Source organism: Ornithinimicrobium jinqii, from assembly GCF_045032595.1.
Lineage (GTDB): Bacteria > Actinomycetota > Actinomycetes > Actinomycetales > Dermatophilaceae > Ornithinicoccus.
Genome location: NZ_JBJFZS010000013.1, coordinates 1 through 16,752, shown reverse-complemented (window position 1 = coordinate 16,752; position 16,752 = coordinate 1). Strand labels below are relative to the sequence as shown.

The 16,752-nt window shown below is 73.3% G+C and carries 18 protein-coding genes; 12 read left to right on the top strand and 6 right to left on the bottom strand.

The features are described 5' to 3' along the window. Positions 1-70 precede the first annotated feature (70 nt). Positions 71-814: an esterase family protein gene (locus ACI3ET_RS06170; protein WP_405032111.1), complete on the bottom strand. Its 744-nt coding sequence runs from the start codon at positions 812-814 to the stop codon at positions 71-73. A 510-nt stretch (positions 815-1,324) separates the two neighbouring features. On the opposite strand from ACI3ET_RS06170, the gene ACI3ET_RS06165 reads away from it, so the two are divergent. From ACI3ET_RS06165 to ACI3ET_RS06135, 7 genes are all read left to right on the top strand, one after another. Next, entirely contained in the window at positions 1,325-2,674 is a 1,350-nt protein-coding gene (locus ACI3ET_RS06165) for a sensor histidine kinase (protein WP_405032110.1), read from the top strand. Beyond that, entirely contained in the window at positions 2,671-3,387 is a 717-nt protein-coding gene (locus ACI3ET_RS06160) for a response regulator transcription factor (RefSeq protein WP_405032109.1), read from the top strand. Before ACI3ET_RS06165 ends, ACI3ET_RS06160 begins: the two co-directional genes overlap by 4 nt. Positions 3,388-3,611: 224 nt before the next feature. Next, the gene (locus tag ACI3ET_RS06155) at positions 3,612-4,361 is read left to right on the top strand and encodes a 4-hydroxy-tetrahydrodipicolinate reductase (protein ID WP_405032108.1); all 750 of its coding nucleotides are present in this window, start codon (positions 3,612-3,614) and stop codon (positions 4,359-4,361) included. A 34-nt stretch (positions 4,362-4,395) separates the two neighbouring features. Next, a complete protein-coding gene (dapA, locus tag ACI3ET_RS06150) occupies positions 4,396-5,373 on the top strand; it encodes a 4-hydroxy-tetrahydrodipicolinate synthase (protein WP_405032106.1) in 978 nt (325 codons plus the stop codon). Further along, positions 5,370-6,284 carry a 2,3,4,5-tetrahydropyridine-2,6-dicarboxylate N-succinyltransferase gene (locus ACI3ET_RS06145; protein ID WP_405032105.1) on the top strand — a complete coding sequence of 305 codons (915 nt, stop codon included), beginning with the start codon at positions 5,370-5,372 and terminating at the stop codon, positions 6,282-6,284. The genes dapA and ACI3ET_RS06145 overlap by 4 nt, the downstream gene beginning before the upstream one ends. Then, positions 6,281-7,492 carry a pyridoxal phosphate-dependent aminotransferase gene (locus ACI3ET_RS06140; protein ID WP_405032104.1) on the top strand — a complete coding sequence of 404 codons (1,212 nt, stop codon included), beginning with the start codon at positions 6,281-6,283 and terminating at the stop codon, positions 7,490-7,492. The genes ACI3ET_RS06145 and ACI3ET_RS06140 overlap by 4 nt, the downstream gene beginning before the upstream one ends. Continuing rightward, complete coding sequence (locus ACI3ET_RS06135; protein WP_405032103.1) at positions 7,489-8,685, top strand: alanine racemase; 1,197 nt, start codon at positions 7,489-7,491, stop codon at positions 8,683-8,685. The genes ACI3ET_RS06140 and ACI3ET_RS06135 overlap by 4 nt, the downstream gene beginning before the upstream one ends. Before the next feature lie 12 nt (positions 8,686-8,697). On the opposite strand, the gene ACI3ET_RS06130 is transcribed toward ACI3ET_RS06135, so the two are convergent. Continuing rightward, complete coding sequence (locus tag ACI3ET_RS06130) at positions 8,698-9,024, bottom strand: type II toxin-antitoxin system PemK/MazF family toxin (RefSeq protein ID WP_405032102.1); 327 nt, start codon at positions 9,022-9,024, stop codon at positions 8,698-8,700. Then, the gene (locus tag ACI3ET_RS06125) at positions 9,008-9,238 is read right to left on the bottom strand and encodes a hypothetical protein (RefSeq protein ID WP_405032101.1); all 231 of its coding nucleotides are present in this window, start codon (positions 9,236-9,238) and stop codon (positions 9,008-9,010) included. The genes ACI3ET_RS06130 and ACI3ET_RS06125 overlap by 17 nt, the downstream gene beginning before the upstream one ends. Positions 9,239-9,332: 94 nt before the next feature. Here ACI3ET_RS06125 and ACI3ET_RS06120 point away from each other — a divergent pair, with 94 nt between their 5' ends. Next, complete coding sequence (locus tag ACI3ET_RS06120; protein ID WP_405032100.1) at positions 9,333-9,881, top strand: GNAT family N-acetyltransferase; 549 nt, start codon at positions 9,333-9,335, stop codon at positions 9,879-9,881. Between the two features lie 211 nt (positions 9,882-10,092). Here the strand turns inward: ACI3ET_RS06120 and ACI3ET_RS06115 are convergent, their stop codons facing one another. Further along, the gene (locus ACI3ET_RS06115; RefSeq protein ID WP_405032099.1) at positions 10,093-10,350 is read right to left on the bottom strand and encodes a type II toxin-antitoxin system VapB family antitoxin; all 258 of its coding nucleotides are present in this window, start codon (positions 10,348-10,350) and stop codon (positions 10,093-10,095) included. Between the two features lie 62 nt (positions 10,351-10,412). Further along, on the bottom strand, positions 10,413-10,880 hold the full coding sequence (locus ACI3ET_RS06110; protein WP_405032098.1) for an Lrp/AsnC family transcriptional regulator: 468 nt from the start codon (positions 10,878-10,880) through the stop codon (positions 10,413-10,415). A 130-nt stretch (positions 10,881-11,010) separates the two neighbouring features. Here ACI3ET_RS06110 and pdhA point away from each other — a divergent pair, with 130 nt between their 5' ends. Genes pdhA through ACI3ET_RS06095 form a run of 3 tightly spaced genes read left to right on the top strand, consistent with a single transcriptional unit; the run spans position 11,011 to position 14,530 of the window. After that, positions 11,011-12,153 (top strand): pyruvate dehydrogenase (acetyl-transferring) E1 component subunit alpha, encoded by a 1,143-nt coding sequence (pdhA, locus tag ACI3ET_RS06105; RefSeq protein ID WP_405032097.1) that lies wholly within the window; start codon positions 11,011-11,013, stop codon positions 12,151-12,153. Beyond that, complete coding sequence (locus tag ACI3ET_RS06100; protein WP_405032096.1) at positions 12,150-13,178, top strand: alpha-ketoacid dehydrogenase subunit beta; 1,029 nt, start codon at positions 12,150-12,152, stop codon at positions 13,176-13,178. The genes pdhA and ACI3ET_RS06100 overlap by 4 nt, the downstream gene beginning before the upstream one ends. Continuing rightward, entirely contained in the window at positions 13,175-14,530 is a 1,356-nt protein-coding gene (locus tag ACI3ET_RS06095) for a dihydrolipoamide acetyltransferase family protein (RefSeq protein WP_405032095.1), read from the top strand. The genes ACI3ET_RS06100 and ACI3ET_RS06095 overlap by 4 nt, the downstream gene beginning before the upstream one ends. A 38-nt stretch (positions 14,531-14,568) precedes the next feature. Here the strand turns inward: ACI3ET_RS06095 and ACI3ET_RS06090 are convergent, their stop codons facing one another. Beyond that, on the bottom strand, positions 14,569-16,278 hold the full coding sequence (locus tag ACI3ET_RS06090) for a cell wall-binding repeat-containing protein (RefSeq protein WP_405032094.1): 1,710 nt from the start codon (positions 16,276-16,278) through the stop codon (positions 14,569-14,571). 181 nt (positions 16,279-16,459) lie between these two features. Between ACI3ET_RS06090 and ACI3ET_RS06085 the strand changes: the two genes are divergently transcribed. Further along, on the top strand, positions 16,460-16,752 hold a 293-nt coding region (locus tag ACI3ET_RS06085), incomplete at its 3' end, for a M50 family metallopeptidase (RefSeq protein ID WP_405032093.1).

Below are 16,752 nucleotides of genomic sequence, written 5' to 3'. Positions count from 1 at the left end.
GGAGGCGGGGGGATGGGTTTTTGGTTGGGGGGCCGGTGTGCCCCCCCCCCCCCCCCCCCGCCGCGCGGCCTCAGCAGAACCGGGGCAGGTGGTGGGCCAGCTGCTTGCGCCACCACGGCCAGTCGTGGGCGCTGTCGTGGCCCCACAGGTCGAGCTCGTGCGGGATGTCCTTCTGTGACAGCAGGTCCGCCAGCTGGTGCGCGCCGGGCAAGGACCGGGTCGGGTGCACCTCGAAGGCGCCCTGCCCGACGACCAGCAGGATGTTGGCGTGCGCCCGCACCCAGTCGAGGTGGCTGCCCTCCATCCCGGGGACGTAGGCGCAGGGGTTCGCGAAGTAGGTCGCCTCCCCCATCTCGCCCCACCCGTGCCAGGACGTCGTGTCGTAGTTGCCGGACAGCCCGATCGCGACGGGGAAGACGTCGGGGCGCTTCAGCCCGGAGTTGACCGCGTGGTAGGCGCCCATGCTGCAGCCCGTGGTGACGATGCCGTGGTGCCCCGGGGAGTCCGCGTCGATGCGCGGGACCACGGTGTCGAGGATCCACCGCTCGTATGCCGTGTGCCGCCGGGCGCGCTCCTCCGTGGACAACGAGCTGTCGGACCAGGTGAGGTGGTCGATGGCGTCGACGGCGTAGACCTTGAGCCGGCCGCCCTCGATGAGGTGCGCGATCGCGTCGATCATGCCGTTGTTCTCGAAGTCCCAGGCGCGTCCGGCCTCGGACGGGAAGACGAGCATGGGCCGTCCCCAGTGCCCGTAGCGGATGATCGTGCCCCGACCCGTGCCCTCGGTGTCGACCTCGACCTGCACCCGCTCCATGCGACTCTCCTCCACTGCGTCGGGGCACCGGGGCCGACCGTCGGACGGTGCTGGGGCCAGCATTCCACACGGGCGGACGCGCTGCCGGGCGCTGCCGGGCCCTGCCCGTGGGCCGGGCCGGACTGTCGCGTGCGACTCAGGTCGTCCCATAAATCAACCCCAAGGATGACGACAGCGTCCCAGGTGGCGCCCAGAATGATGGTGCAACCACGGAGTTCGACCGCATACCCGTGAAGGCGTCGGACGGACCGCACCGCGTGCCAACACCCAACAGGTGCCAGTGCGACGTCGCCCTCAGGCGGCCGTGGTGGCCGGTCTGGGGAGGCCTGCCGCACGGCTCCACGTTGCGCGCTCGTCCCTGTCGCGGCAGGGGGCGACAGGGACGAGCAACATATCTTCCGTAAGGGCCCCGGCCCGGGCGCCGCGCCGCAAGGCGCGACAAGGTGCGACCCCAGGTCCGTTGAGCCACACTGCTGTCGGGTAGACATGCCGGTGACGGAAGGACGACGGATGGCCGAGGACGGACCGACGCTGCGCCATCCCCCGCGCGCCGAGCCCCAACCCCTCGTGACGCCCGGGTCGCTGCGCCGTTCCACGTTCGTCCGCTCGCCGGACCGCGCCACGCTCACCTTCGTCGGGCTCACCCTGCTGGCTCTGATGGTCGACCTGCTCATGGTCGTCCCGCCCGTCGAGGAGCAGGACGGTCACCACTGGGAGGTCTTCGGCCGCTGGGACACCACGCTCACCCAGACGGTCGTCCTGATGACGCTGGCCTACGCCCCGCTCCTGCTGCGCATGAGGCACCCGCTCCCGGTGCTGACGTGGATCTCGCTGCTGGGGTTCGTCCTGGCCTTCTCCCACGACTGGGCCCAGCCGATCCTCGGGCCGATGGTGGCGCTCTACACCGCCGCCGCCGTCCTCCCCCGCCTCCACGCCTACCACGCGCTGGGCGTCGGGCTGGTGGCTCTCCTCGCGGCGACGTGGGTCAAGCAGGAGCAGTGGGGCAGCACCTCCCTGGCCCTGGTGATCGTCGGGATGATCGCGACGATCGTCTGGCTCCTCGGGAGGCGCGAGCACGCCTCGTCGGCGCGGGTGGGCGAGCTGCGCGACGAGCTCCTGTCGCGCCACTCCGAGGCGGCCGAGGAGGAGAGGCGGCGCATCGCCCGGGAGCTGCACGACATCCTCGCCCACTCGGTCAGCGCGATGATGATGCAGGCGGCGGGGGCCCGAGCGATCACCCACCGGCTGGTGGGGCCGGAGTCCGACGCGCGGCTGGAGACGGTCGAGCGGGCGCTGGCCACGATCGAGACGACCGGCGCGCAGAGCATGCGAGAGCTGCACCGGCTGCTGGGGACGCTGCGCGAGGAGGTCCCGACGTCGCGGGCGCCCGGGTCGGGACCGGCGCCGGTGGGAGAGCCGGCCACCACCGCGACCGACCTCGACGTCACCCACCTCGTCACCCTGACCCGGCAGAGCGGCCTGACCGTCCAGGTGCACGTGAGCGGCACCCCGGTCGAGCTGGACCCCTCGGTGCAGATCGCGGCCTACCGCCTCGCGCAGGAGTCGTTCACCAACGCGATGAAGCACGGCGGGCGCGGGGCGGTCGTGGACCTCTACCTGACCTGGGGCGCGGAGCGGCTGCAGCTGCAGGTGCGGTCCCGTCGCGGGCACGACGCGGCGGGTCCCCCGGGCACCGTCGACACGCGGCCGCCCAGCGGCGGTGCGGGGCTGACGGGCCTGCGCGAGCGCGTCGAGCTGGTGGGCGGCACGTTCGACGCCGGCTGGGTCGACCACGAGTTCGTCACCACGGCCGTGCTGCCGCTGACGCCCGTCCCCTCGCGGCAGGAGGCCGTCCGGTGACCCCGACACCGGGCGACAACGAGATCCGCGTGGTCATCGCCGACGACCAGACGCACGTGCGCGACGGCCTGGCGATGATGGTCGACGCCGAGCCGGACATGACGGTGGTGGCCACCGTCGCGAACGGCGTCGAGGCCGTCGCCGTCACCCATCGTGACCGTCCCGACGTCGTGCTCATGGACATCCGGATGCCCGGGATGGACGGCATCGAGGCCACCCGCCGCATCACCGATCACCAGCACGACCACAACCACGACGGCAACCACAACCACAACCACGACCACCTGACGACCGTGCTGGTGCTCACCACCTTCGACCACGACGACGCGCTCTACGGTGCGCTGCGGGCGGGGGCGTCGGGATACATGCTCAAGCACGCCGCCCCCACGGACCTCGTGCGCGCCGTCCGCCGGATCGCGAACGGCGGGTCCTGGATCGACCCCAACGTCGCCGGCAAGGTCATCGACACCCTGCGCGCGACGCTGCCGCTCGACCACCGGGGCCGTCCCAGCCTCGACAACCTGTCCCCGCGCGAGGTCGAGGTGCTGCGGCTGATGGGCGACGGCCCGAGCAACACCGAGCTCGCCACCCGGCTGTTCGTCTCCGAGGCCACCGTCAAGACGCACATCTCCCGGCTGCTCATGAAGACCGGCTCCCGCGACCGCGCCCAGCTCGTCGCCGTGGCCTACCGGTCGGGGCTCGTGCGGCCCTGAGTCGCCGGCCGCCGCCGCCCAGACGGCCTCAGCACGTCGTCCGAGGACCTCCGCCGTCCCCAGACCGCCCGTACCAACTTTGTCCCCTCCCACCGGACGACCACGACCCCGCGGGGTCGGCGCGGCAGGAGATCGTCCCGCCCCCGGAGCTGGCGGCAGGAAACAGCGTCTGACCTGCACAAACACCCCATCCTGACCGGCGCGAGCAGCGGCATACTCGTGGTGTGCCCCTCTCTCTCGGACTCCTCGGCACCGGACGCCTCGGCTCGGCGATCCGGGCCGCCGCCGACGGCCGGGACGACGTCGACGTCGTCTGGTCGGTCGGCCGGGGCGAGGTCCCCGGCACGGCCGTCGATGTGGCCGTCGACGTCAGCCACGCCGCCGCGGTCGCCGGCCACCTCGCGTGGGCGCAGCGCACCGGCACCGCGCTCGTCGTCGGCACCACCGGCTGGGACGCCGCGCTGCTGCCGGTCGCGCCGTCGGTGCCCGTGCTGGTCGCACCCAACTTCTCCCTCGGCGTCGCCCTCGTCAGCCGGCTGGCGCGGGTCCTCGGCGGGTATGCCGCGCACGCGCCGGTCCCGGTGGACCTCGCCGTCACCGACACCCACCACCGGCACAAGGTCGACGCCCCGAGCGGCACCGCGCTGACGCTGCGCGCGTCGCTGGCGGCGGGCGCCGGCCGCGACGCCGCCGACGTGCAGACGACCAGCCTGCGGATCGGCTTTGTCGTGGGCGACCACGAGGTCGTCGCGTCCTCCGAGCTGGAGACCATCACGCTGCGGCACACCGCGCACAGCCCCGACCTGTTCGCCAGCGGCGCGCTGAGCGCCGCCGCGTGGCTGGCCGCCCGCCCGGAGCGGGGCGTCTACACCCTCGACGACCTGGCGGCCGAGCACCTGGCCGGTCTGCTGGGCAGCACCACCCCCACCCCCCGTCCCCGACCCGGCGCAGCCGCGCCGGCCGCGGTCGCCTGAGGCGCCCCGCACCCCTCGCAGGAAAGGCATCCCGATGTCCAGCACCGCCACCCTCTCGCCCCTGACCGGTCTCGGCGTCGCCCTCGCGACCCCGTTCGCCAGCGGAACCGACGCGACGGGTGGCCCGCGAAAGCCGGAGGTCGACCACCCGGCGTTCGCGCGGCTCGTCGAGCACGTGCTCGCCGGCGGGCTGGGCGTCGACTGGCTCGTCGTGCTCGGCTCGACGGGAGAGGCCGCGACCGTCACCGACGTCGAGCGGCACGCGCTGGTGCGCCACGCCGTCGAGCTCGCCGGCGGCGTGCCGGTCGTCGTGGGCGTCGGCGCCAACGACACCGAGCACGCGTGCCGGCTGGCCGTCGAGTCGGTCGCGGCCGGGGCCGACGCGCTGCTGGTCGTCACCCCGTTCTACAACAAGCCACAGGTCAGCGGGCTGGTCGCGCACTTCCGTGCCGTCGCGGAGGCGGTGCCGGGGACGCCGGTCGTCGCCTACAACGTGCCGGGGCGCACCGGCTGCAACATCACCCCCGAGGCGATGCGGCTCATCTGGGCGGTCGACCAGGTGGTCGGGCTCAAGGAGTCGTCGGGCGACCTCCGGCAGATCGCCCGGCTGTGCCAGGAGGCGCCCGAGGGCCGGGCCGTCCTCGCCGGCGACGACGACCTGGCCGTGGCCTCGGTCGCCGTGGGCGCCCAGGGGCTCGTGTCGGTCGTGGCCAACGTGGCGCCGGTCGAGACGCGTCGCATGGTCGACGCCGCGCTGACCGACCGGACCGCGGCGGCGCGGCAGACGTTCGCGCTGCTGGCGCCGCTGATGGAGGCGATGTTCGTCGAGACGAACCCGGTGCCGGTGAAGGCCGCGATCGCCAGCCTCGGCCTGGCGACCGCGCACGTCCGGCTGCCGCTGTCGCCCGCCGAGCCCGCCACCTGGACCCGCGTGCAGCAGGCGCTCGCCGGGCTGCAGCTGTCGCGCCGCAGCACGCGCATCGCCGAGCGGCTCGTCGGGCTCGCGTCGTGAGCACGGTCGACGCGAGCACGGTGGACGTGAGCGTGGACGACGTGAGCGTGGACGACGCGAGCGCTCCCCCCTCGGCGAGTCCCTCGGCGGCGACACCCGAGCCGTCCCCCCTCGAAGCCTTCTTCTCCGACGCGGCGGCCGGCGCGACGGCCTCCGAGCGGGAGACGATCGAGCGCATCGAGGAGCTGCTCACCGGGCTCGAGGACGGCAGCGTCCGCGCCGCCACCCGGGACCCCTCCGGCACCTGGCGCGCGCACGCGTGGGTGAAGCACGGCATACTCGCCGCGTTCCGGCACAGCGAGACCGTCGAGCTGGACTGGCCGGGCGGCGCGGTCGACAGGTCGCTCGTGCCCGCGCGGCACCTCGGGCTCGGCGACGGGGTGCGGATCGTGCCCGGCGGGACGTCGGTCCGGCGCGGCGCGCACCTGGCGCCCGGTGTCGTCGTGATGCCGCCCACCTATGTCAACGTCGGCGGGCACGTCGGGGCGGGCTCGATGGTCGACAGCCACGTGCTCGTCGGCTCGTGCGCGCAGGTCGGCACGGGCGTGCACCTGTCGACCGCCGTCCAGCTCGGCGGCGTGCTCGAGCCGGTCGGCGCGCGGCCGGTCGTCGTCGAGGACGACGTCTTCGTGGGGGCGCAGTGCGGGCTCTACGAGGGCGTGGTCGTGCGCTCGCGCGCCGTGCTGGCTCCCGGCGTGGTGCTGACGGCGGGGACCACCATCTACGACCTCGTCGAGCAGACCGAGCACCGGGGCGAGGTGCCGGAGGGAGCCGTCGTCGTGCCCGGCTCGCGTCCCGCCAAGGGTGACTACGGCACGGTGCTGGGGCTCTCGCTCTACGCGCCGGTCGTCGTCAAGTACCGCGACTTCTCCACCGACGCCGCCACCGTCCTCGAGGAGTCGTTGCGGTGAGCCCCGCCCGACGGGTGAGCGGCCTGGCCGTCTCACCCATCCGACGCATGGCCGTCGGCGCCCCCGAGGGGACGATCAGCCTGGCCCTCGGCGAGCCCGGCTGGCCGCTGCCCGATGTTGCGCGCGAGGCGCTGGCCGAGGTCGGCGCGGCCGTCGGTGCCCTGCCCTACGGGCAAAACGGGTCGCGCCCCGAGCTGGTCGACGCGGTCGCGGCGTGGCACGGTCGCTCGGGAACCCGGACCGTCGAGGTCCGCCCGGACCAGGTCACGGTCACCTCCGGCAGCCAGGCGGCCCTCTTCGCCCTCTTCCAGTCGCACGTGGAGGTCGGCGGGACGGTGCTCGTGCCGGACCCCGGCTTCGTCTCCTACCTCTCGCTCGCGCAGCTGTGCCAGGCGCGGGCGGTGGGCTACCGGCTCGCGGACGACTGGTCGCTGGACGCCGCGCACGTCGTCGCCGCCCTCGACACCCACCCGGAGACGTCGGTCGTCGTGGTCAACCACCCGGCCAACCCCACCGGAGGTATGGCGACCGCCGCCGCCCTCGCGACCGTCGCCGAAGCCTGTGCCCGGCGGGGGGTGGTGCTCGTGAGCGACGAGGTCTACCGCGAGCTGTACCTCGACGAGCGGCCCGCCGGGCTGCACGACGTGTGCGACATCGACGCGGGCGTCGTGCTCGGGTCGGTCAGCAAGGCTTGGGGCGCTCCGGGCCTGCGCGTGGGCTGGGCGGTCGGCTCCCCCGACGTGCTCGCCCCCGCGCGCGTGGTCCACAACGCCATGACCACCGCTGCTGCCCGACCGTCGCAGGACGCCGCCCTCGCGCTGCTCCGCGCGTCTGCCGAGGTGCTGGCCGAGGCGCGTGAGCACGTGCGTCGGCGGTGGGCGACGGCGGAACGGGTGGCGCCGCGGCTCCTCGGCGTCCGGAGCGGCACCACGACGCGTCCGGTCGGGGTCCGGAGCGGCACCACGACGCGTCCGGTCGACGGGGGTGCCCGCGCGGGCTTCTACCTGTGGCTGCCACTGCCGGACGGCATACCCCCGCAGGACACGACCGGCTTCGCGCTGCGCCTGCGCGACGAGAGCCGGGTCACGACCGTGCCCGGCGACGCGTTCGGACCGGGCGGCGCAGGCTGGCTGCGGGTCAGCCTCGGCGGCCCGCTCGCCGAGCTCGAGGAAGGCCTGGCGCGCCTCGCGCCCTGGTGGAAGGCATGATCCTGACCGCTGCGACGACCGACCTGTTCGCCTTCGACGAGGAGCGGCTGCTCGAGCTGGGCGACGCCCACCGCGACCCGTTCTTCGCCTACGACGTCGACGAGGCACGGCGCCGATATCGCCTCCTCCGGGCCGCGCTCCCCGCCCGCGTCCGGCTCGCCTACGCCGTGAAGTCCAACCCCGGCCTGCCGCTGCTCGAGACGTTCGCCGCCGAGGGTGCGTGGTTCGACTGCGCGTCGGCCGGCGAGGTGTCGGCCGTGCTCGCGGCGGGCGGCACCGGCGAGGGCATGGTCGTCGCCGGCCCGGCCAAGTCCGAGCGCGACCTGCAGGCCGCCCTCTTCGCCCACGCCCGGATCCAGGTCGACGGGATCGAGGACCTCGCGCGCCTGCACGAGCTCCATACCGGGGCCCGCCCGCTCTCCGTCAACGTGCGCGTCAACCCGCTCGGCGGCGTGACCGAGACCGCGACGATCATCGGCGGCGGCGGCCCGAGCGCGTTCGGCGTGGACGAGGAGGAACTGGCGGCGTTCGTCGAGGAGGCCACGGCATACCCTCGCGTGCGGATCGTCGGCCTGCAGGTCTTCGCCGCGAGCAACGAGCTCGACGCCGGCCGCCTGCTCACCAACCACCGCACCGCGATGCGCATCGGCCGCACCCTCCAGCAGCTGCTCGGCACGCCGCTGGACCTCGTCGACGTCGGTGGCGGGCTCGGGGTCAGGTATGCCGAGTCCGAGCCCTCCCTCGACGTCCGCGCCCTGGGTGCGGGGCTGGGTCGGGTGCTGGAGGAGAACGCCTGGTTCACCGGGGAGCTGCTGCTCGAGCCCGGACGGTGGCTGTCGGCGCCGACCGGGGTCTACTGCGCGCGCGTCGTCCGGGTCAAGGAGTCACGCGGCGAGCGCTTCGCGATGCTGCAGGGCGGGATCAACCACCTGCTGCGACCGCTGCTGACCGGCCAGTCGTTCCCGGTGATCGTGGTGCGGGCGGGTGTCGGGGTCGTGCCCGGTGCGCGGGCGACGACCACGCTGGCGGGGCCGCTGTGCACGTCGCTGGACCGGGTGGGCGTCGGCGAGCTGCCGGTGGACCTGGGGCCGGGCGACCTCGTGGTGTTCGGGCAGGCGGGGGCCTATGCGTCCACGCAGGCGATGAGCCACTTCCTGTCGCACCCGCTGCCCGAGCAGGTGTGGGTCGGCTGAGCCGGACGAGCCTCACCGGAGATCGAGCGCCAGCACCAGTTCGAGGGCCCGGTCGACTGCACGCTGGTCGTCCCTCCCCAGGTGCCCGACAAGACGGCCCAGTCGGCTCACGTCGATCGTGCGCAGCTGCTCGACCAGGACGCAGGTGCTCTCGCCGGCAATCGTGATCTCGGGTCGGAACGCTCTGGGTGGGGCAGAGCGAGACGTCGGCGCCAGCACGACGGTCGACAGCGCCAGATCGTCCGACTGGACCACGACCCCCAGCCGCGCACCCCGTTGCTCGTGGCCGTGAGCCCCCCTCGGTGCAGGGACGTCGTAGACGTCACCCCTGATCCACATCGGACCACTCCTCCATCGCGCGACGCACGGCCTCCCGGTCGGCCGGGTCGGCCATGGCCCGCCTGGCGTCCAGGCGCATCTCCTCGCGACGACGGAGCTGCACAGCATCCAGCAGCGCCCGACGCACCGCCTCCGAGGTGCTGGTGCCGTCCGCCGTCAGCTCGGCCAGGGCCTGCTCTGCCTCACCGGAGATGCGTACGTTCACGATGGCCATGATGCAACGGTAGCGCCGTGTCATACAGATGTCATACGTCCGCCTGTGGACAAGGTCGGTCGCCCGCGCGACCGCGTGCCGCTAGCGTCTGGGAATGCCGATCACCCTGGTGCGACTGGACCCTGAGGACACCGACCGGGAGGCGCTCGTCGACTTCATGACGCGCAACGAGTTCCCGTTCCACACCGTGCCGAGCCCGAGCCGGACGCAGGTCGAGTCGTGGATCGCCGAGGGGGCCTACCGCGACGAGGACAACGACTCCTTCTGGCTGGAGCACGACGAGCTCGGGCGGGTCGGGTTCTTCCGGCTCGAGGACCTCAGCGACGACGCTCCGTTGTTCGACCTGCGCCTCGACGCACCCTTCCGGGGCCGCGGCCTCGCGTCCGAGGTGCTGGGCGCGGCCACCGACCTCGTCTTCGGGACGATGCCCGAGGTCAACCGGTTCGAGGGGCAGACGCGCGAGGACAACGTGCCGATGCGGCGCGCGTTCCTGCGCTGCGGCTGGCTCAAGGAGGCGCACTACCGGGAGGGGTGGCCGGTCGAGGGCGGGCGTCCGGTCGCGTCGGTGGCCTACGGCATCCTGCGGCACGACTGGGAGACGGGGACCGTGACGCCGTTGGTGTGGGAAGACCTGGGCGCGTGACCGCATACCTCGCCTCCCGCCTCTGGGTCCCGCTCCCAGCGAGGCGCTCTCGTCGGGGCGGGGTGGCTTCGTGGCGCGGGCCCTGTACCCGGCGGGTGACCCCGCCCTGGTCGTGCCGGAGGTCAGCTGGTGGCGGGAGCGGTTCGTGGGCGCGCGGTTCACGGCGGAGGAGCCGGACTGAGCCGCGGCACTCCTACGGTGGGTCAGAGCATCAGGACGTCGGCAATCCTTCAGAGTCGTAGCCCAGAATCTCGTCACCGGACCGGTCGTCGAGATTGGTTCGCGCCCGTCCACGCGTGATGACGTCACGAAGATGCGCCGCCGTGTCCGCCACCCCCTCGCAGGCCATCACGCGTCGCAGCCGCTCGTCGAGGGCCCGGCGTGTTGCCACGGTGATCGTCTCCCCGGTCGCCCCGGCCAGTTGACGGGCGAGTCGCTCCGTCTCAGCGTCGTCGATGTTCAGCGCCATGGATCAACCGTAGGAGGAAGGACGCAGATCACAAGGACGATCCCTCCCGCCGGGCGGGTCGCTCAGGTCGTCCACTCGTCGAAGATCAGCCAGGTGCGGGTGGCGCGCACGCCGGGCAGGGCCTGGATGCGGCCGAGGACGGTGTCACGGAGCTCGTGGTTGTCGTGCGCGCGGACCTGGACGAGCATGTCGAACTCGGCTCCCACCAGCGCCACGCGCTCGACGCCCGGGAGCTCGGACAGCGCGCGGGCGACGGAGCGCCAGCTGTCCTGCTCGATGCTGACGGAGACGAAGGCCGAGGTGTTGAGGCCGAGCCGGTCCGGGTCGACGGTGACGGTGAAGCCGGTGATCACGCCGTCGCGCTGCAGCCGCTCGAGCCGCGCGTAGGCGTTGGCGCGCGAGATGTGGACCTGCTCGGCGAGCGCCCGGACCGAGAGCCGGCCGTCGGCCCGCAGCGCGGCGATGATCGCGCGGTCCGTGTCGTCGACGCTGGCCACCTGTCTCACCGCGTCGCCAGTGGGCTGGGTCACAGCAGACGGACCGTCCTCGTTCATCCCTCCATCGTGCCAGACGTCTTCACCTGACCGGTCGATGCGCCTGATGCGTCCCGGCTGCGCGACCATATGGGAGACGAACGTCTCTGCTCGTGAGGACTCGACGATGAGTGAAACCGGCCCGCTGACCGACCCCGGCGCGCTGCTGCCCTGCCCGCAGCCCGTCCGCTTCCTGGACCCCGACGGGACGCGGGTCGACCCGTCCCCCGAGGCCGCAGGGCGCGGGTACGCCATGCCCTCGACAGATGACCTGCTGGCCGTCTGGCGCGGGATGGTCATCGGCCGTCGCTTCGACGCCCAGGCCACCGCGCTGACCAAGCAGGGACGGCTCGCGGTCTACCCCTCCGCGCACGGCCAGGACGCCTGCCAGGTCGCGCCGGTGCTGGCGCTGGAGGAGGCCGACTGGTTCTTCCCGACCTACCGCGACTCGATGGCGCTGGTCACCCGCGGGATCGACCCGGTCGAGGTGCTGACGCTGCTGCGCGGCGACTGGCACTGCGGCTACGACCCCGTCTCGACCCGCACCGCCCCCCAGTGCACCCCCCTCGCGACCCAGGCGGTCCATGCCGCCGGTGCCGCAGACGGGCTGCGGCGCAAGGGGACCGACGGCGTCGCGCTCTGCTTCGTCGGGGACGGCGCGACGTCGGAGGGCGACTTCCACGAGGGGCTCAACTTCGCGGCGGTCTTCAACGCCCCCGTGGTCTACCTCGTCCAGAACAACGGTTATGCGATCTCGGTCCCGCTGGCCAAGCAGACCAAGGCACCTGCCCTGTCCTACAAGGGCATCGGGTATGGCGTGCGCGCCGAGCAGGTGGACGGGAACGACCCCGCCGCCGTGCTCGCGGTGACGCGAGCGGCATACCAGCACGCCCGGTCGGGGAAGGGTCCGTTCCTGATCGAGGCGCACACCTACCGCATGGAGGCGCACACCAACGCCGACGACGCGACGCGCTACCGCACGCCCGACGAGGTCGACGCGTGGACCGGGCGCGACCCGATCGTGCGGCTGCAGGCCTACCTCGTGGGGCAGGGGGCGCTCGACGAGGCGCGGATCGAGGAGGTCCGGGCCGAGGCGGACGAGCTCGCCGGCGACCTGCGCACGCGCATGAACGCCGAGCCGAAGGTCGATCCGATGGAGCTGTTCGAGCACGTGTATGCCGTGCCGACCCCGCAGCTGCGCGAGCAGGCCGCGATGCTGGCCGCCGAGCACGAGGCGAGCCGGCCCGAGACCGAGGAGGTGGCCCGATGACCCGGCCCACGACATACGCCCAGGCCCTCAACGCGGCGCTCCGCGACGCCCTGACCGAGGACGAGCGGGTGCTGGTCATGGGCGAGGACGTCGGCCAGCTCGGCGGTGTCTTCCGGATCACCGACGGTCTGACCAGGGACTTCGGCGAGGAGCGGTGCTTCGACACCCCGCTGGCGGAGGCGGGGATCGCCGGCTTCGCGGTCGGGCTGTGCATGCAGGGCTTCCGGCCGGTCATCGAGATGCAGTTCGACGCGTTCGGCTACCCGGCGTTCGAGCAGGTCGTCTCGCACGTGGCGAAGATGCGCAACCGGACGCGCGGGCGGCTGACGATGCCGATGGTGATCCGCGTGCCCTACGCGGGCGGCATCGGCGGGGTGGAGCACCACTGCGACTCGTCGGAGGGCTACTACGTGCACACGCCCGGGCTGCACGTGGTGACGCCGTCGACCCCGGCGGACGCCTACAGCCTGCTGCGTGAGGCGATCGCGTCGGACGACCCGGTGGTGTTCATGGAGCCGAAGTCGCTCTACTGGTCCAAGGCGGACGTCGAGCTGCCGGCACGGACCGAGCCGATAGGCCGGGCTGTCGTGCGGCGCAAGGGATCCGACGTCACGCTCATCTCCTACGGGCCCCAGGCGCCGAACGCGCTGCGCGCCGCGGAGGTCGCTGCGGCAGAGGAGGACTGGGACGTCGAGGTCATCGACCTGCGCTCGCTCGTGCCGTTCGACGACGAGACGGTGATGGCGTCGGTGCGCAGGACCGGACGTGCCGTGGTGCTCGCGGAGGCGCAGGGCTTCGCGGGGATGGGCGCCGAGGTCGCGGCACGGGTGTCGGAGCGCTGCTTCCACTCGCTGGCGGCGCCGGTGCTGCGGGTGAGCGGTCTGGACATCCCCTATCCCCCGCCGATCCTCGAGCACTCGTACCTGCCGGGCGTCGACCGGATCCTCGACACGATCGCGCGGCTGCAGTGGGACGACGAGCCGGACCTCACGCGCGCCGGTGCCGACCAGGGGGTGTCCGCGTGACGGCCCAGGTCTTCCGGCTGCCCGACCTGGGTGAGGGGCTGACCGAGGCCGAGGTCGTGGTCTGGCACGTCGAGGTCGGGGACGAGGTCGGCGTCGACCAGGAGGTCGTGACCGTGGAGACGGCCAAGGCGTCCGTGGACGTGCCGTGCCCCTATGCGGGGGTCGTCGCGCAGCTGCACGCCGAGCCGGGGACGATGCTGGCCGTCGGCTCGGCGCTGATCACGGTGGGCGGGGCGGATGATGGCACGGTCGCCGAGACGTACCGCGTCGAGGAGCAGGCCGGCGCTCGCGTCGACGAGCAGCCGGAGCGTCCGCTGATCGGCTACGGCGCGGGTGACGCCCCTGAGCGGCGACGAGGTCGGCGGCGCACGTCCTCCCGACCGGACGCGGCGGACAGCGGCGATGCGACCCCACAGGCGGAGGCGACCGGCGGGCGGGAGGCCGTGCGGGTCATCTCCCCGTTGGTGCGCCGGCTTGCCGTCGAGTGGCAGCTGGACCTGGCGGAGGTGAAGCCGGGACCGACCGGGGTCATCCGGCGGGTCGACCTGGAGGCAGCGCGCGAGGCTGGGCAGCACGACGCGTCCGGTCGGGTGGAGGCGCAGGCGTCCGGTCGGTCGGAGACGCAGGCGCCCCATCGGGCGGAGACGCGGGCAGCCGGCCGAGAGGTGCGGGTGCCGATCCAGGGCGTGCAACGGGTGATGGTCGAGCGGTTGAGCCGTTCACGTCGTGAGATCCCCGACGCCACGACGTGGGTGGACGTCGACGCGACGCGCCTGATGAAGCTCAAGGACGCGCTGCGCGAGTCCCACCCGGACGCCCGCATCGGGGTGCTGCCGCTGATCGCGCGCATCGTCGTGGCGGGACTGTCGCGCTACCCCGAGCTCAACGCCTCGGTCGACCTCGACGCCGGGGAGATCGTCCGCCACGGCGGGGTCAACCTCAGCTTCGCCGCCCAGTCGCCACGTGGCCTCGTGGTCCCGGTCGTCCACGGCGCCGACGCGATGAGCACCGGCGAGCTGGCGGTCGCCCTGCGCCAGCTCACCGAGAGGGCCCGCGACGGGAAGGTCAGCCCGGCCGAGCTCAGCGGGGGCACGTTCACGCTCAACAACTACGGCGTCTTCGGCGTCGACGGCTCCACGCCGATCATCAACCACCCCGAGGCCGGGATGCTCGGCGTCGGCCGGATCGTCGACAAGCCGTGGGCGCACAAGGGGAAGGTCAGGCTGCGGAAGGTCACCCAGCTGTCCTTCACCTTCGACCACCGGGTCTGCGACGGGGGCACGGCAGGCGGCTTCCTGCGCTACGTCGCCGACCGGGTCGAGCGCCCCTCCGGGCTCCTGGGCGACCTGTAGCCCCGACCGACAGGGACAGCCACCCCACGACCGGCCCGTCACCGCACCAGACGGACGAGGCCCCGCTCGACGACGTCCGCGTACGACGTGCCGGACGCGACGTTCACGACCCTGCCTCCGGGCGTCCCCTCGGCCAGCGCCACTGCCGTCTCGTAGCGGTTGACCCCGCCCCTGCGGACGACCTCTCCCGGCACCGCCGTCGCCAGCTCGGACAGGACGCCGTCCGAGACGGACGCGGGGCCTCCGGCGACGACGACCCGTCGCGGGGCCAGCTCGCGCAGGACTGCGGCGGTGACCCGGGGGACGGCATCACGCTTGACCAGCAGCACCGGGGCGTCGTGCTGGCCCGCCTGGGCGGCCGCGGCGAGGGCGTCCGGGAAGTCGGTGCCGGTCGCGACATACACCGTGCCGCCCCGGGCCGAGCCGTCGAGGCCCGCGAGCGCGGCCGCAGTGGAGTAGCGGTCCGTCCCCGAGACCCGTCGCACGTCCGGGCTGAAGCTCCGCAACGCGTCGAGCACGTCGTCGTGGATCCGCTGCTCCCCGCCGACGAGCACGATCTCGCTCGGCCGCAGCCTGGCGAGCGCCTCCCTCGCCGGCGCCGGGACAGTGGTGCCCCGGGTAAGCAGGACCGCACCCCCGTCAGCACCCGCCTGCGCCGCTGCGGTGAGTGCATCGGCATACTCCTCACCGCTCGCGACGAACACCCGCGCGCGCCTGGCGACGTCCCGCGACAGCAGGGCTGCGGTGGCGTAGCGGTTCTCGCCGCCGACGCGATCCACGCTCGGGCGGTACCGCGCGACGCCGATCTCGTGGAGTCGTTGGTGGAGCGGGTCGGTGAGCGTCGCGGCATAGCTGTCGGTGACGTGCGACCCCCCGCGGTAGACCTGGGCACGGCCCACGACCGCGGGGCACCGGGGGCTCAGCCACGTGTCCGGGCAGACCCACTCGCGCAGGTCGACGAAGTGCGCGCCGTCGACCCGGGCAGCGGCCGTCCGCAGCGACGGGTTGCCGCTGGACTCGTCCGGCAGCCTGGTCGCGCAGTCGGTGAGGTCGGTCCCCGACTCGAGGGCGTCGGCGACACACTCGGCCGGGTTCTCCTCGGGGCCCGGCGAGTCCCACAGCGCGACGACCTGACCGACACCCGCCCGACGCAGCGCCCGCCACGTCCGGACGTAGCCGTCGTCGACGTCCCGACGCATCGCGCTGGTGAGGACGAGGTCGGGCGGGTCTGCCGTCAGGTGGTCGAGGAGGTTCTCGTCGTAGGTGGTGCACTCGGGGTAGTCCGGGTCCGGCACGTCGACGAACGCGCAGCCGCTCTTGGTGTACATCCGCATCCGCCATCCCTCCCGGAGGGCGATCTCCTCCAGCGCAGGGAAGAGCTGGCCCACCTTCGAGTCCCCCACCACCGCGACGTCGACCGCCCCCGCAGGGTCGCCGTAGACGCACCCCGGAAGCAGGGTCGTCCTGGCCCGCAGGACGTGGCAGCCGTCGTCGTAGTAGGCAGGTTCCTGAGCGTAGAGCGCGTCCAGAGGCGGCGACATCGGGAAGACGGGAGGGCTGCGGGTGACGGCCACCGGTTGGTCGACCGGCGTGCTCCACCCGTCGCCCCGGAGGGCCCTGGCACCGAGGTCGTCCTCGTCGCCGGTGAGTGCGTGCGCCGGGGAACCGACCACCGTCGTGACGGTGAGCAGGAGCGCGAGGAGACCGACGACGCCAGCCGACCTGGTCCTTCCCGTGGCCCTGCTCATGCAGCACTCCTCCACACGCCGAGTTCGTGCGCGCCGCCTTCTGGCCGCGCGCTCCATGCCTTCCCCGGCCACCAGCGTAGTTGGGTCCTGTGACAACGCCCGCTCGTGCGCCATCCCGCGCGACCCGGTTCCCCCCGGTTGCCTCTCAGCCGGCGCCCGGGCCGGCGTGGTTCACTGCGGCGTGCGCGACATCTGGGACGTCCTGGCGACCGGCCAGCGCCTGCCGACCCTGACCGGCTCCCTCGTCATCGCCGCGCTCGCGCTGCTGCTCACCTGGTCGCCGCTCGGCTACCGCGTCGTGCGGCACGGCGTCACGATCGTCCACGAGGCGGGGCACGCGACGGTCGCCCTGCTCACCGGACGCCAGCTGCGCGGCATCCGCCTGCACGCGGACACCTCTGGCGTCACCGTCTCGGGGGGGGGGGCCCACAGGCCCAAGAGGGGGGCCAACCCTGCCAACCGATCCCCCCACCC